General features: G+C 74.8%; 13 protein-coding genes. 7 read left to right on the forward strand and 6 right to left on the reverse strand.

Annotated elements, in window-relative coordinates:
• The first annotated feature begins 22 nt into the window (after positions 1-22).
• Genes hpaD through B5Y66_RS20100 form a run of 4 tightly spaced genes read left to right on the forward strand, consistent with a single transcriptional unit; the run spans position 23 to position 4,300 of the window.
• Positions 23-1,177: a 3,4-dihydroxyphenylacetate 2,3-dioxygenase gene (gene hpaD, locus B5Y66_RS20085; RefSeq protein ID WP_079576408.1), complete on the forward strand. Its 1,155-nt coding sequence runs from the start codon at positions 23-25 to the stop codon at positions 1,175-1,177.
• Positions 1,174-1,995, forward strand: coding sequence for a 2-oxo-hept-4-ene-1,7-dioate hydratase (hpaH, locus tag B5Y66_RS20090; RefSeq protein ID WP_079576409.1), 822 nt, complete (start codon positions 1,174-1,176; stop codon positions 1,993-1,995). Before hpaD ends, hpaH begins: the two co-directional genes overlap by 4 nt.
• Positions 1,980-2,810, forward strand: coding sequence for an HpcH/HpaI aldolase family protein (locus B5Y66_RS20095; RefSeq protein ID WP_079576410.1), 831 nt, complete (start codon positions 1,980-1,982; stop codon positions 2,808-2,810). Before hpaH ends, B5Y66_RS20095 begins: the two co-directional genes overlap by 16 nt.
• Positions 2,807-4,300, forward strand: coding sequence for an NAD-dependent succinate-semialdehyde dehydrogenase (locus B5Y66_RS20100; RefSeq protein ID WP_079576411.1), 1,494 nt, complete (start codon positions 2,807-2,809; stop codon positions 4,298-4,300). Before B5Y66_RS20095 ends, B5Y66_RS20100 begins: the two co-directional genes overlap by 4 nt.
• A gap of 76 nt (positions 4,301-4,376) precedes the next feature.
• Here B5Y66_RS20100 and B5Y66_RS20105 read toward each other — a convergent pair whose 3' ends face one another.
• From B5Y66_RS20105 to B5Y66_RS20120, 4 genes are all read right to left on the reverse strand, one after another.
• The gene (locus B5Y66_RS20105) at positions 4,377-5,879 is read right to left on the reverse strand and encodes a dihydrolipoamide acetyltransferase family protein (protein ID WP_079576412.1); all 1,503 of its coding nucleotides are present in this window, start codon (positions 5,877-5,879) and stop codon (positions 4,377-4,379) included.
• Positions 5,880-5,919: 40 nt separating this feature from the next.
• Positions 5,920-6,933 (reverse strand): alpha-ketoacid dehydrogenase subunit beta, encoded by a 1,014-nt coding sequence (locus tag B5Y66_RS20110; protein WP_079576413.1) that lies wholly within the window; start codon positions 6,931-6,933, stop codon positions 5,920-5,922.
• The gene (pdhA, locus tag B5Y66_RS20115; protein WP_079576414.1) at positions 6,930-8,102 is read right to left on the reverse strand and encodes a pyruvate dehydrogenase (acetyl-transferring) E1 component subunit alpha; all 1,173 of its coding nucleotides are present in this window, start codon (positions 8,100-8,102) and stop codon (positions 6,930-6,932) included. The genes B5Y66_RS20110 and pdhA overlap by 4 nt, the downstream gene beginning before the upstream one ends.
• Positions 8,103-8,331: 229 nt before the next feature.
• Positions 8,332-8,598 (reverse strand): DUF805 domain-containing protein, encoded by a 267-nt coding sequence (locus B5Y66_RS20120; protein ID WP_217700862.1) that lies wholly within the window; start codon positions 8,596-8,598, stop codon positions 8,332-8,334.
• Between the two features lie 104 nt (positions 8,599-8,702).
• Here B5Y66_RS20120 and B5Y66_RS20125 point away from each other — a divergent pair, with 104 nt between their 5' ends.
• From B5Y66_RS20125 to B5Y66_RS20135, 3 genes are all read left to right on the forward strand, one after another.
• Positions 8,703-9,101, forward strand: a complete 399-nt coding sequence (locus B5Y66_RS20125; RefSeq protein WP_079576415.1) for a RidA family protein — start codon at positions 8,703-8,705, stop codon at positions 9,099-9,101.
• 66 nt (positions 9,102-9,167) lie between these two features.
• Positions 9,168-9,389 (forward strand): hypothetical protein, encoded by a 222-nt coding sequence (locus tag B5Y66_RS20130; protein ID WP_139821014.1) that lies wholly within the window; start codon positions 9,168-9,170, stop codon positions 9,387-9,389.
• 103 nt (positions 9,390-9,492) lie between these two features.
• Entirely contained in the window at positions 9,493-11,745 is a 2,253-nt protein-coding gene (locus B5Y66_RS20135; protein WP_079576662.1) for an alpha-galactosidase, read from the forward strand.
• Between the two features lie 20 nt (positions 11,746-11,765).
• Here B5Y66_RS20135 and B5Y66_RS20140 read toward each other — a convergent pair whose 3' ends face one another.
• Positions 11,766-13,805: a DUF2264 domain-containing protein gene (locus B5Y66_RS20140; RefSeq protein ID WP_079576417.1), complete on the reverse strand. Its 2,040-nt coding sequence runs from the start codon at positions 13,803-13,805 to the stop codon at positions 11,766-11,768.
• A complete protein-coding gene (locus B5Y66_RS20145) occupies positions 13,802-14,995 on the reverse strand; it encodes a substrate-binding domain-containing protein (RefSeq protein WP_176168945.1) in 1,194 nt (397 codons plus the stop codon). The genes B5Y66_RS20140 and B5Y66_RS20145 overlap by 4 nt, the downstream gene beginning before the upstream one ends.
• Between the last annotated feature and the right edge of the window lie 84 nt (positions 14,996-15,079).

Genomic DNA, 15,079 nt, shown 5'->3' on the forward strand with positions numbered 1-15,079 from the left:
CCCGACGGCAAGGACGCCTGACATGACCCACAAGAACGACCGCACCCTCACCTCCTCGGGCTTCTACGTGTCGCAGGAGGCCCCGATCCACTCGGACGACCCGGTGGCGACGCCGTCGAGCCCCGCGCCGGACATCCTGCGCTGCGCGTACATGGAGCTCGTCGTCACGGACCTCGCCGCCTCCCGCGCGTTCTACGTCGACGTGCTCGGCCTGTACGTCACCACGGAGGACTCCCGCAGCGTCTACCTGCGCTCCACCGAGGAGTTCATCCACCACAACCTGGTGCTGCGGCAGGGCAACGTCGCCGCCGTCGCCGCGTTCTCCTACCGCGTGCGCACGCCGGAGGACCTCGACAAGGCCGTCGCGTTCTACACCGAGCTCGGCTGCGAGGTGCGGCGCGAGCCGGGCGGCTTCACCCGCGGCATCGGCGACTCGGTGCGCGTGGTCGACCCGCTCGGCTTCCCGTACGAGTTCTTCCACGCCACCACGCACGTCGAGCGGCTGTCGTGGCGCTACGACCTGCACACTCCCGGCGAGCTGGTGCGCCTGGACCACTTCAACCAGGTGACCCCGGACGTGCCGCGGGCCGTGAAGTTCATGCAGGACCTGGGCTTCCGCGTCACCGAGGACATCCAGGACGACGAGGGCACCGTGTACGCGGCGTGGATGCGCCGCAAGCCCACCGTGCACGACACGGCGATGACCGGCGGCGACGGGCCGCGCATGCACCACGTGGCGTTCTCGACCCACGAGAAGCACAACATCCTCGCCATCTGCGACAAGCTCGGGGCGCTGCGCCGCTCCGACTGCATCGAGCGCGGCCCGGGCCGGCACGGCGTGTCCAACGCGTTCTACCTGTACCTGCGCGACCCGGACGGGCACCGCGTCGAGATCTACACGCAGGACTACTACACCGGCGACCCGGACAACCCCGTCGTCACCTGGGACGTGCACGACAACCAGCGCCGCGACTGGTGGGGCAACCCCGTGGTGCCGAGCTGGTACACCGAGGCGTCCCTCGTGCTGGACCTCGACGGCGTCCCGCAGCCGGTGGTCGCGCGCACCGACGACTCCGAGATGGAGGTGACCGTGGGCGCCGACGGCTTCTCCTACACCCGCCGGGACGACGTCGACGGCGGCGGGGTACAGGGGTTCAAGCTCGGGGCCACGCTGTGACGGCCGCCCCGAGCGCGCCAGACGGGGAGCGCACCCTCGACGACGACGCCGTCGTCGCCATCGCCGACGAGCTCGCCGAGGCCGACCGCACCCGCACACCCGTCCCGCTGCTCACCGCGCGGCACGCGGGCATGACGGTGGCCGACGCGTACGCCGTGCAGCGCACGTGGCGCGAGCGCGGGGAGGCGCGCGGGCGCCGCGTCGTCGGGCACAAGATCGGCCTGACGTCGAAGGCCATGCAGGCCGCGACCGGCATCACCGAGCCCGACTACGGCGTCATCTTCGACGACATGGTGATCGAGTCGGGCAGCGTCGTCGAGCACGCCGCGTACTCGAACGTGCGCGTCGAGGTGGAGCTGGCGTTCGTGCTCGCCGAGCCGCTGGCCGGGCCCGGCGTCACCGTGACCGACGTGCTGCGCGCCACCGATCGCGTCGTGCCCGCCCTGGAGATCCTCGACGCCCGCGTCGAGATGCCGGGCCGCACCATCGTCGACACGATCAGCGACAACGCCGCCATGGGTGCCATGGTGGTGGGCGGGCGGCCCGTCCGGGTCGACGACGTCGACCTCCGATGGGTGTCCGCCCTGCTGTACCGCAACGAGACGATCGAGGAGACAGGCGTGGCCGCCGGGGTGCTCGGGCACCCCGCCGCGGGCGTCGCCTGGCTCGCGAACAAGCTGGCGGCGCACGGCGACTCGCTCGCCGCCGGCGAGACCGTCCTGGCCGGGTCGTTCACCCGCCCCACGTGGGTGCACCCCGGCGACACCGTGCACGCCGACTACGGGACCCTGGGGGCCGTGACATGCCGCTTCGTCTGACGACCGACCGCTCGCTCTCGGCCGTCCTGGCCGACACGGCCGCCGAGGGCCGCGCCGCCGTCGGCGCCTGGTCGTCGATGGGCAGCCCCGTGGCCGCGGAGATCCTCGCCGGCAGCGGCCTGGACGTCGTGCTGGTCGACGGCGAGCACGGACCCAACGACCTCACCACGGTCCTCGCGCAGCTCCAGGCCACGGCCGCCTACCCGGTCGCGACGCTCGTGCGGGTACCGTCCGGCGACCCGGTGGGCCTCAAGCGCGTGCTCGACCTGGGCGCCACCAACGTGCTGGTGCCCATGGTCGACTCCGCCGCCGAGGCGGACGCCGCCGTGCGCGCCGTGCGCTACCCGCCCGCCGGGATCCGCGGCGTCGGCAGCGCGCTCGCGCGCTCCTCGCGCTGGAACGGCGTGCCCGGCTACCTCGCCGGCGCGGACGAGGGCATCACGCTCGTCGTGCAGCTCGAGACCCGCGCGGCGATCGACGACGCCGCGGCCATCGCCGGCACGGACGGCGTCGACGCCGTCCTGATCGGGCCCGCCGACCTGGCCGCGTCGCTCGGCCACCTCGGGCAGCAGGACCACCCGGAGGTCGTCGACGCGGTGGTCACGGCCCTGGCGGCGTGCCGGGAGGCCGGGACGCCCGCGGGCGTCAACGCCTTCGACCCGGCCATGGCCGACCGCTACCTTGACGCCGGGGCGTCGTACGTCGTCGTCGGCGCCGACGTCACCCTGATCGCCCGCGGGGCCGGGGAGCTCGCCGCCCGCGTCGCCTCTCGCACCCCCACGACCGCACAGCCGAAGGACGGTGGACACCGATGACGACTGTCTCGACAAGCTCAACCAGCGAGCGTCGCGAGCGCGCGGCCGAGCTCCTGCCCGCCACTCCGACGGGGCTGCTGATCGGCGGCACGTGGCGCGAGGCGTCCGACGGCGGCACGTTCGCCGTCGAGAACCCGGCCACCGGGGAGACGCTGACGCGCGTCGCCTCCGCGACCGGCGACGACGCGCGGGCCGCGCTGGACGCCGCCGCGGCCGCCCAGGCCTCGTGGGGCGCGACCCCGGCGCGCGAGCGCGCCGAGATCCTGCGCCGCGCGTTCGCCCTCGTGCAGGAGCGCCGCGAGGACCTGGCCCTGCTCATGACCCTCGAGATGGGCAAGCCGCTGGCCGAGGCGCGTGGCGAGGTCACCTACGGCGGCGAGTTCCTGCGCTGGTTCGCGGAGCAGGCCACGCACGACGACAGCCGATACGCGCACACCCCCGAGGGGTCGCTCCGGATGCTGGTGCAGCGCCGCCCGGTGGGCCCGTGCCTGCTCATCACGCCGTGGAACTTCCCGCTCGCGATGGCCACCCGCAAGGTGGCGCCCGCCGTCGCCGCCGGCTGCACCATGGTGCTCAAGCCGGCCCGGCTCACGCCCCTGACGTCGCTGCTGTTCGCGCAGCTCATGGTCGAGGCCGGCCTGCCCGACGGCGTGCTCAACGTGGTGCCCTCCGCCTCCGCCTCGGCGGTGAGCGAGCCCCTGATGGCGGACCCGCGGCTGCGGAAGGTGTCGTTCACCGGGTCCACGCCGGTGGGGCAGAACCTGTTGCGGTCCGCCGCCGACAACGTGCTGCGTACCTCGATGGAGCTCGGCGGCAACGCGCCGCTCGTCGTCTTCGAGGACGCCGACCTCGACGTCGCCGTCGACGGCGCGATGGCCGCCAAGCTGCGCAACGGCGGCGAGGCCTGCACCGCCGCCAACCGGTTCTACGTGCACGAGTCCGTGGCCGACGAGTTCGTCGAGCGGTTCGCCGAGCGCATGCGCGCCGTCGTCGTCGGGGACGGGCTGGACGAGGGGACCACGCTGGGCCCGCTCGTCGAGGCCAAGGCCGTCGACTCCGTCGCCGCGCTCGTGGACGACGCCGTCGCGCGCGGCGCGAAGGTCGTCGTCGGCGGTTCGCGCGTCGACGGGCCCGGGCACTTCTACCAGCCCACCCTGCTGCGCGACGTGCCCGCAGACGCCCGCTGCATGACCGAGGAGATCTTCGGCCCCGTGGCCCCGGTCGCGACGTTCAGCACCGAGGACGAGGCGGCACGGCTCGCCAACTCCACGGAGTACGGGCTCGCGTCGTACGTCTTCACCGCCGACGTGCGCCGCGGCCTCGCGTTCGCCGAGCGCCTCGAGTTCGGGCTGCTGGGCCTCAACGCCGGCGTCATCTCCAACGCGGCCGCGCCGTTCGGCGGGATGAAGCAGTCCGGAAGCGGCCGCGAGGGCGGCTTCGAGGGCATCGCCGAGTACCAGGAGACGCAGTACGTCGGCATGCCCCTCTGACCCGAGATAGAGCGCGCGCCGCGCCGAGATAGATCTATCTCGGCGCGGCGCGCGCTCTATCTCGGCTGGACTCGGGTCAGCCCCAGACGAGGCCGCGGGCCGGGTCCTCCAGCACCTTCGCGACGTCGGCCAGGTAGCGCGCGGCGAGCTCGCCGTCGACCAGCCGGTGGTCGACGGACAGCGCGAGCTGCGTGACCCACCGGGACTTGATCTTGCCCTTGTGCACCCACGGCTGCTTGCGGATCGCGCCGAACGCGAGGATGCCCGCCTCGCCAGGGTTGAGGATCGGCGTGCCCGTGTCGGTGCCGAAGATGCCCACGTTGGTGATCGTGATCGAGCCGTCCGCCATGTCCGCCGGCTGCGTGCGGCCCGCGCGCGCGGTGGACGTGAGGGTCGCGATCGCCTTCGCCAGTCCGAGCAGGTCGAGGGTGTGCGCGCCCTTGATGTTCGGCACGACGAGCCCGCGCGGCGTAGCCGCCGCGATCCCCAGGTTCACGTAGTGCTTGTAGACGATCTCCTGCGCGGCCTCGTCCCAGCTCGCGTTGATCTGCGGGTGCCGGTTGACCGCGAGCAGCATCGCCTTGGCGGCGATGAGCAGCGGCGTGACGCGCACGTCGGCGAAGTCGCGGTCCTCCTTGAGACGGGCCACCAGCCTCATCGTCTTCGTGACGTCGATGGTCTGGAAGACGGTGACGTGCGGGGCCGTGAACGCGCTGGCCACCATCGCCTCGGCCGTGCGCTTGCGCACCGACTTCACCGGCACGCGCGTCTGGCGGCCGTCCTGGCTGACGGTGCCCGACGCGAGCCACGGCCGGTCGTCGTCGGGGTACGTGGCGAGGGACTTCGGGGCCGCGCCCTCGTGGTGCGCGACGACGTCCTCCCTCGTGACGATCCCGCCCGGGCCCGTGGGGTGCACGGACGCGAGGTCGACGCCGAGGTCCTTCGCGAGCTTGCGCACCGGGGGCTTGGCCAGCACGCGCGTGCTCTGGGCGCCCGCGGACGACGTCGCCGGCACGCTCGCCATCGGCTTCTCGATCGCCGGGCCGCCGGTAGAGCCTGTCGAGACCCGGTTCGCGGTCTCGACAGGCTCGGCCGACGAAGGCGCGGTCACGGCTGGCTCGACCGGCGAAGGCGCGGTCACGACTGGCTCGACCGACGGAGGGGTGGTCTGGACGGGCTTGGCCGACGGGGCGGCGGCACGCCGGCGGCGGCGGCCGGAGCCCTCGCCGTCACCGGTGCCGTACCCGACGAGCACGGAGCCGGAGCCCTCGCCCGACGCCTCCCCCGAGGCCTCTCCGGACCCGTAGTAGGTGGGCTCGGAGGTGCCGGGCACCTCCGCGTCGGTGGTGATCTCGATGATCGCCGTGCCGACGTCGACGGTGGTGCCCTCCTCGGCGAGCAGCGCCGAGACGGTGCCCGCCCACGGCGACGGCAGCTCGACGAGCGACTTGGCGCTCTCGATCTCCACGATCACCTGGTTGACGGCGACGGTGTCGCCGACGGCGACGCGCCACTCGACGATCTCCGCCTCGGTGAGGCCCTCGCCCACGTCGGGCAGCGGGAAGCGCTGGGTCGTCATCGTTCTCCTCCGGTCCGCGAACCGTGCGTGTCAGTGGGGGTCAGTGGGCCAGCACGCGGTCGACGGCGTCGACGACGCGGTCGACGCTCGGCAGGTACTCGTGCTCGAGCTTCGCGACGGGGTACGGCGCGTGGAAGCCGCCCACCCGCAGGACGGGGGCCTCGAGCGAGTAGAAGCACTCCTCGCTCACGCGGGCCGCGACCTCGGCGCCGGAACCGAGGAACGTCGGCGCCTCGTGCACGACGACGCAGCGCCCGGTCCGCCGCACCGACTCCGCGACCGCGGTCACGTCGAGCGGCGAGATCGCGCGCAAGTCGACCACCTCGACGCTGGTGCCCTCGGCGGCCAGCGTGTCGGCGGCCTTGAGCGCCGTCGCGACGGTGGGCCCGTACGCGACGAGCGTGACGTCGGTGCCCGGCCGGGCGACGCGCGCCCGGTTGAGCACGTCCGCGCCGCCCGCGACCTGCGTCGTCGGGTAGGGGCTGGCCGCGACCTCGCCCTTGGTCCAGTAGCGGCCCTTGGGCTCGAAGAACAGCACCGGGTCCGGCGACGCGACGGCCGCGCGGATCATGTCGTAGGCGTCCTGCGGGGTGGACGGCGAGACGACGCGCAGGCCGGGCGTGTGCGCGAAGAGCGCCTCGGGGCTCTCCGAGTGGTGCTCGACCGCGCCGATGCCGCCGCCGTAGGGGATGCGGATGACGACCGGTACCTGCAGCCGGCCGCGCGAGCGGTAGTGCATCCTGGCGAGCTGCGTCGTGATCTGGTTGTACGCCGGGAACACGAAGCCGTCGAACTGGATCTCGCACACCGGCCGGTAGCCGCGCAGTGCCATGCCGATCGCGGTGCCGAGGATGCCCGACTCCGCCAGCGGGGTGTCGACCACGCGGTCCTCGCCGAAGTCCTTCTGCAGGCCGTCGGTGACGCGGAAGACGCCGCCGTTGCGGCCGACGTCCTCGCCCATGACGAGGACCTTCGGATCGGACTCGAGCGCCGAGCGCAGGCCCTCGGTGATGGCCCGGGCGAAGGTGAGGGTCTGTGCGGGAGCAGAGCTCATCGGGCCGCCTCCGTGCTCGTCTCGTTCTCGTACTGCTCGTACCAGGCCCGTTCGGCCTGGACCTGCGCGTGCTCGGTCGCGTACACGTGCTCGAACATCGTCGTCGCGGGCGGGGCGCCGAGCTCGCGCACCTCCTTGCGCAGCCGCTCGCCCAGGGCGTCGGCCTCCCGCTCGATCCCGGCGGCCCATCCGTCGTCCCAGCCGTCCTCGGCACGCAGCAGCGCCGCCAGGCGGTCGATCGGGTCGCGGCGCGCCCAGTGGTCCTCCTCCGCGCGGGCCCGGTACCGGCTCGGGTCGTCGGAGGTGGTGTGGGCGCCCATGCGGTACGTGTACGCCTCGACGAAGGTGGGGCCGCCGCCGGAACGGGCGCGCTCCAGCGCCTCGGCCGTCACGGCGTAGCAGGCCAGGACGTCGTTGCCGTCCACGCGGACGCTGGGGATGCCGAAGCCCTCGCCGCGCCGGTACAGCGGCGCGCGCGACTGGCGCGACGTCGGCTCCGAGATCGCCCACTGGTTGTTCTGCAGGAAGAACACGACCGGCGCGTTGTTGACGGCCGCGAAGACGAGCGCCTCGCTGACGTCGCCCTGGCTCGTGGCGCCGTCGCCGAAGTAGGTGACGACGGCGGCGTCGCGCCCGGCGTCGCCGGTGCCGACCGCGCCGTCGCGCTGCACGCCCATCGCGTAGCCCGTGGCGTGCAGCACGTGGGAGCCGATGACGAGGGTGTACAGGTGCACATTGTGCTCGGCCGGGTCCCAGCCGCCGTGGTCGGCGCCGCGGTACAGGCGGAGGCGGTCGACGGGGTCGACGCCGCGGCTCTGGAGCACGCCGTGCTCGCGGTAGGAGGGGAAGACGTAGTCCTGCGGCGCCAGCGCGGCGGCCGACCCGACCTGGGCGGCCTCCTGGCCACGGCCCTGCGCGTACAGCGCGAGCTCGCCCTGCCGCTGCAGGGCCGTGGCCTCGTCGTCGAACCGTCGCGTCAGCACCATGTCGCGGTACAGGGCGCGCAGATCCTCGGAGGTGAGGTGGTCGACACGCGAGCGGTAGGTCGCGTTGTCGGGTTCGACGACACGCTCGCCGGTGGGCGAGACGAGCTGGACCAGGGGGTCGACGTCAGCGGGCGCAATGTCGGCGGGCGCGACGTCGGGCTCGCCGGGGGTGGTGTGCGGCACGCGGTCTCCTTCGCTGTCGGCCCCTGGACGGGGCTGGGCTGCTCCGGCATGGGAGGAGGTCCCGCCGAGCCCACCAGAACGGTGGCCCACCGGAACCTACGCCTTCGTAGCCTACGCCAGCGTAGGTTGCCGTCCAGGGGGCACACCCCCCGACGGTGGTGCCAACGTCCTCCGCGTCAGATTGGAGGTTTCCTCCAACATGGCAGGCGTCCACCGGCCCTCGACCTGGTCAGCGCGGGTACGCCTGCCCGGCCCGCAGCGCGTCCCGTTCGCGCAGCACGGGCCAGCGCGAGAAGGCGAACACGAGGAACATCACCACGTTGAGGATCGGCACGATGCCGACCAGGACCCACCAGCCCGAGTAACCGGCCTTCTGGATGATCCGGATGTACGCGATCAGGAAGATCACGGCGATCGCCACGTACACGGCGATGGCGGCCCCACCCACGAGCCACCCGTAGTCGTCGGCGAGCTGGTCGTAGTCCACGGTGTCCATGGCGGGGAGTCTTCCGCCGCGCGGCGGCGGCGCAACCGGAACCCGCGCGGCGTGTCGGTGGCGCACGACATGCTCGGGGGACACCTCGACGAAGGGACGCGCCCATGAGCACGCAGTCGACGCCGACGCCGGTCAACCCGCCGCAGCTGCACCAGAACCCCGCGTTCGCGTGGGGCATGATCCTGCCCGCCGGGCGCACGCTCTACGTGGGCGGGCAGAACGGCACCGGCCCCGACGGAGCCCTCGTGGACGGCGGGCCCGGGCCGCAGACGGAGCAGGCGCTGAACAACGTGCTCGCCGTCCTCGCCGAGGCCGGTACCGACGCGGAGCACGTCGCCAAGCTGACGATCTACCTGGACCCGTCGGTCGACCCGAACGACGCCTACGCCGCGTCCGGCAAGGTCTGGCGCTCGCGCACCGCGGTCACCGTGCTCGCCGTCGCGCCGGCCCGGCCCGGCGCGCTCGTCGAGGTCGAGGCGGTCGCGACGGTCCCCGAGGGCTGACGCGCCCGCAGACGGCACCCTAGGCTGACGGCCGTGCGCAGACACCGCGGTCGCAGGATCCTCCGGGTGGTAGCTGTGCTGGCGGCGCTCTTCGCCGTCGCCGACGGCTTCCGTTGGGGGAACCGCTGGTACGTCTCGACGATGTTCGAGGACTCCTCGCCCGAGTACGCCCTCGAGATCATCGCCAAGGCCCACGACGCGCTGGTGCACGGGCTGCTCTGGCTCGTCGTCGCAGTCCTGGCCGCCGCCGTCGGGTGGCAGCTCCGGGTGGTGCGGCGGCCGGCATGACCGGGTTCGACCGGATCGCGGGCGCGACCGTGATCCACGCCACCCCGCATGGCACGCTCGTGCGGTGACCGTCACCTCCGGCCGCGCCGACGCCGCCGCCACGATCGACCGCTCCCCTGCCGTCGACGCCCTCCTCCACCTGCGGGCGGACGGCGTCAGCGTGCTGATCGACGCCCGCGGCGGCGAGCTGCCCGCCGTCGTGCACTGGGGCGACGACCTCGGCCCGCTGACCGCCGACGACGCGGCCGCCGTCGCCCTCGCCGCGGCGGCGCCGCTCGCCAACAGCGCCCCGGACGAGCCGGTGCGGCTCGCGCTGGTGCCGGAGCCGCGCACGGGCTGGCTCGGCCGCCCGGGGATCGTCGGCGAGCGCGACGGCGACGCCTGGTCGCCGCGCTTCACCACGACGGTCGCGACGCTCTGCGGCGGCACCCTGCCCCGCGGCCTCACCGAGGCCGGGGCCGGGGCGCTGCGCGTCGAGGCCCAGGACGAGGTCGCGGGCCTCACGCTGGTGCTCGACGTCGAGCTCACCCCCGACGGCGTGCTGCGCGCCCGCGCCACGCTCCGCAACGACGGGGCCCCGTACCGGCTGCACGAGCTCGCCGTCGTGCTCCCGGTGCCGCCGCGGGCGCGCGAGGTCCTCGACCTCACGGGCCGGTGGGGCAAGGAGCGGGTGCCGCAGCGGCGCGACCTCGCGGTCGGCACGCACCTGCGCGAGGGCCGCCGCGGCCGCACGGGCTTCGAGGCGCCCACGGTGCTGACGGTGGGCGTGCCCGGCTTCGGCTTCGGGCACGGCGAGGTGTGGGGCCTGCACGTGGGCTGGTCGGGCAACCACCGGCACTGGGCGGAGCGGCTGCCCACCGGCGAGCAGGTGCTGGGCGGCAGCGAGCTGCTGCTGCCCGGCGAGGTGACGCTCGCGACCGGCGCGGAGTACGAGACCCCCTGGGTGTACGGCGTGCACGGCCACGGCCTGGACGCGCAGGCCGCGCGCCTGCACCGGATGCTGCGCCGTCGCACGGGGCACCCGCGCGACCCGCGCCCGGTGACGCTCAACGTCTGGGAGGCCGTCTACTTCGACCACGACCTGGAGCGCCTCACGGCGCTGGCCGACGCCGCCGCCGACCTGGGCGTGGAGCGCTACGTGCTCGACGACGGCTGGTTCCGCGGGCGGCGAGACGACACGCGGGGGCTGGGCGACTGGTTCGTCGACGAGGACGTCTGGCCGGACGGGCTGGACCCGATCGCGGACCACGTGCACGGCCTCGGCATGCAGTTCGGGCTGTGGTTCGAGCCCGAGATGGTCAACCTCGACTCCGACCTGGCCCGGGCCCACCCGGAGTGGGTCATGGGCGCCGGCGGCCGCGTGCCGGTGCCGTCGCGGCACCAGCACGTGCTCGACCTGTCGGACCCCGACGCCGCCGCGTACGTGCTGGAGCGGATGAGCACGCTGATCGGCCGCCACGGCGTGGACTACGTGAAGTGGGACCACAACCGCGACCTCGTGGACCCCGGTTCCGGTCGGGAGGGGCGGCCCGTCGTGCACGCCCAGACGCTCGCCGCCTACGGGATCATGGCCGAGCTGCGGCGGCGGCACCCCGGGCTGGAGATCGAGTCCTGCTCGTCGGGCGGAGGCCGCGTCGACCTGGGCGTCGCCGAGCACACGCAGCGCGTGTGGGTGTCGGACTGCACCGACCCGCTGGAGCGGCAGCAGATGCAGCCGTGGACGGCGCAGCTGCTGCCGCTGGAGTACCTGGGCGCGCACGTCGCGGCGGACGTCAGCCACCAGACCCGCCGCGCGCACTCCCTCGCGTTCCGGGCGGCGACGGCGCTGTTCGGCCACTTCGGGATCGAGTGGGACCTCACGCGCTCGACGCCCGAGCAGCTCGCCGACCTGCGCGGCTGGATCGAGCTGTACAAGGCGGAGCGCGGGCTGCTGCACACGGGCACGCTCGTGCGCCAGGACCTGCCCGCGGGCGACGGCCTGCAGGTGTGGGGCGTGGTCGCGGCGGACCGTTCCGCCGCCCTGTTCCAGCTCGCGACCCTGTCCCGGCCCTCCGTCGCACCGCTCGGCCGCTTCACCCTGCGCGGCCTGGACCCGGAGCGCCGGTACCGCGTCACTCCCCTGCCGCTGAGCCGCGAGGCGTTCGGTGTCTGGAACGCGCCACCCTGGTTCGGGCTGCCGTCCGCCGACGGCGCGGTCGCCTCCGACGGCGTCTCGCCGCAGCCCCGGCCCGCGCAGCCCGGCGACGTCCCCCGCGGCACCGTGCTGACCGGGCGCACGCTCGCCGTCGCCGGGCTGCAGGCTCCCGAGTCCGCGCCCGAGACGTCCCTGGTGCTGCGCGTGGAGGCGGTGGACTGAACCCCCACCGGTGACCGGCGTCAGCGGCCGTCGACGACCACCTCGTCGACGGCACCGTCCGCCCAGGCCGCGCGCGCGACGCCGGGGACCGGGAACGTGACCTCGGGGGCGTCGGCGGGCGCCTCCCCCGCGAGCGCCACGGCCGCCGCGTACCAGCGGCCGGGCTCCGGTGCGCCGTCGGTCGCGAGCCAGGGCACGCAGGTGGTACCGGCCAACGGCGTGACGCCGACGAGCTGCTCGACGCCCGCGCGCGCGAACGCGCCCCGCCCGTCGGCGGTGCGCAGCACGGAGGCGAGCGGGGTCTCGACAGGCTCGACCGGCGAGGCAGGCTCGACGAGCGGGGCGGGTGCGACGACCGCGTGGGCGGCGCCGTCGCCGGCCGCGGCGTCGACGACGTCTCCGGTCACGGGCCACCCCCCGACCCGCAGCCCGGCCGGCACGACGTCGTCGCCGAGGCCTGGCGCGACCCGCACGAGCCGCACCTCCCACGCCCCGCGCAGCAGGCTCACGGCCTCCAGCCACGGCCCGAGGCGCGGGCTGCCGGAGGCGTCCGGGTAGCCGGAGCCGTGGTCGGGCGCGGAGGGGTCGGGCTCCACCCAGTGCGACCGCCAGCGCGAGCTCCCGACCGACGTGCCACCGTCGAGCAGGCTCACGTGGCCGTCCTCGAACCCGGTGCGGTGGCTGGGCTCCCCGGCGCCGTCGAGCAGCACCACGGACTGGTCGAGCGGCCGGTGCCGCAGGTCCCCGGCCACGACGGGCCACGTCGCGGTGGAGTAGCCGAGGCGGGAGTAGAGCGGGCCGTCGCTCAGCCCGGAGCCGGGGCGCGAGTGGTCGGTGCCGTGGTTGAGCACGCGGACCAGGCCGTCGGCGCGCGTGCCGCTCACCTGCCAGCCGGCCTGGCCGACGACGAACGACGTGTCGCGGACCTCGACGGGCAGCGGCTCCTCGACCGCCGTCCACGCGGGGTGCTCGGGCGGCAGCACGAGGCCCAGCAGCCCCTTGGACGCCCAGTACGGCGACCCCGGGCCGGAGTACCGCTGCGCCAGCGGCCGCCACGACCCGTACCAGCCGAGCGTGAGCAGCCCGTCGTCGTCGGGGGCGCCGCGCTCCACGAAGTGCTTGACGACGCCCGACGCCGCCCGGCGCAGCAGGCCGGGGGACCCGGCGTCGGCCATCGCGCCGACCCAGAACGGGGCTGCCGCCGCGAACCGGTAGGTGAGCGAGCGGCCCTGCACCAGGGGCCCGCCGTCGCCGCCGACCAGCCCGAGCGCGTCGGGGAGGAACAGCTCCAGGCGCTCGTGCGCCGTCGCGGCCGCGGCGTCCGCCTCCGCGCGGCCGGCCGCCATCCGTGCCCACAGCACCGGGTACAGGTGCATGGCCCAGCCGACGTAGTGGTCGTAGGAGCGCTCGTCGCCGTCGGCGTACCACCCGTCGCCGCGGTAGAACCCGTCCAGCGTCGCGACCTCCTCGCGGACGCCGGACAGGTCGTCCAGCGCCCCCACGGAGTGCAGGAACTCCCGGACGACGACGCGGAACCACAGCCAGTTGATCGGCGGGTAGAAGGTGTCGAGGCCGTCGGACAGGTAGTCGACCACGCGCTCCTGGACCGCCGGGTCGAGCCGCTCCCACAGCCACGGGCGGGTGAGGTGCAGGCCCAGCGCGACCGACGCCGCCTCGACCTTCGCCTGGCCGTGCTCGTGCAGGCGCGGCCACGCCTCGGCCGACTCCGGGTCGGTCCCGGCGGCGAGCCCCTCGGCGTAGCGCTCCAGGAACCCGTGCGGGTCCTGGCCGCGGGAGCCCGCGACCCGGAACGCGGCAGTGAGGAACGTGCGCGCGAACCCCTCGAGGGCGTCGATGCGCGCGCCGTAGCCGCCGGTCTCCCCGGGCAAGGCGATCCCCGCGTGCGCGGGCGACGCCCAGCGGCGGGCGGAGAGCAGCAGGTGGTCGGCCAGGGCCTCCCAGTGCGCCCGCGTCCAGCCGGTGTGCGGGGACAGGACGTGGTCGTCGAGGTCGCGCAGGCGCGCGGCGAAGCCGGTGGGTCGGGTGGCGGGGGCGGTCATGCGGGCACCTCTCGGACGGGCTCGGACGTCGGGCGGGCGATGGCAGGCGGAGGGGCGGTGGACGCGCGGGCGACGAGCTCGGGCAGCAGGCGCACGCGCTGGGCGGGGAAGCGGGCGGGGATCGACGACGCGACCGGCGAGCGGTGCGCGACGGCGCGCAGGCACGCGTCGATCGCGGCGAACCCCAGCGCGTGCTTGGGCGGGGCGACGGCGGTGAGCGGCAGCTCGCCCAGGCTGGCGACCTCGTCGTCGTACGCGACGATGCTGAGGTCGCCGGGGATGTCGAGGCCCCGGGCCAGGGCCGCCTGCGCGAGCTGCAGCGCGAGCTGGTCCGGGTGCACGAGCACCGCCGTCACGCCGGCGTCGAGCACCTCGTCGAGGTAGCGCCGCACGGCGGCCGCCGGGTCGGCCGGCGACCGGTCGGGCCGGCCTGCCGTGAACCTCGGCGTCACGACCCCGGCCCCCCGACGCCCGACGGCCTCGGTGAAGCCGTCCCGCACCTCGACGGCGTGCGGGTTCTCGGACGTCCACACCGCCAGGCGCTCGTGGCCGAGGTCGAGCAGGTGGTCGGCGGCGAGCCCGGCGCCGTGCAGGTGGTCGGACCGGACCGAGTCGATCACCTGCCCGCGGGTGCGCAGGTCCCACCCGCGCTCGACGACGGTCACCGGCACCGGCGACTCGTCGAGCGCCTGGCGCAGGGCGCGTTCCCCGACCCCCTGGGTGGCCGGGGTGATGAGGATGCCGTCGAGGCCGAGCCCCACCATGCGCCGGAAAAGGCGCAGCTCCTCGTCCTCGTCGTACTCCGAGACGGCCAGCACCAGGCGCACCCCGGCGAGCCGGGCCGCGTCCTTCGCGCCCTCGATGACGCCGCGGTAGTAGTACGAGGCAGTCGGCGCGATCATCCCGATCGTCGCGACGGGAGCGGCGTCCGCGGCGGCGCGCGGCCCGATGCCGAAGGTCGCGGCGAGCCGGGTCACGGCCCGCGCATCCCCGTCGGGCAGGGGCGCCCCGTGCAGCGCCCGGGCGCCGCCGTGCACGCGGGCGAGCCGGCCCTCCCGCTCGAGCTCGCGCAGGTCCCGGCGCAGCGTCACCGGCGCGGCCCCGATCCGCCCGGAGAACTCCGCCACGCTGAGCGTGCCGCGCAGGCGCAGCTCGCGCAGCACGGCGTCCTTGCGTTCCGCAGCGATCACGGCACTCTCCCTCGAGCGGTCGTAGCGTTCGGCGGTCATTCGACCACAGCCCGATCGCCATGGGCGGGCCGGCCGCGGAATCTC

The organism is Krasilnikoviella flava (assembly GCF_900167525.1).
Taxonomy (GTDB): Bacteria; Actinomycetota; Actinomycetes; order Actinomycetales; family Cellulomonadaceae; genus Isoptericola; species Isoptericola flavus.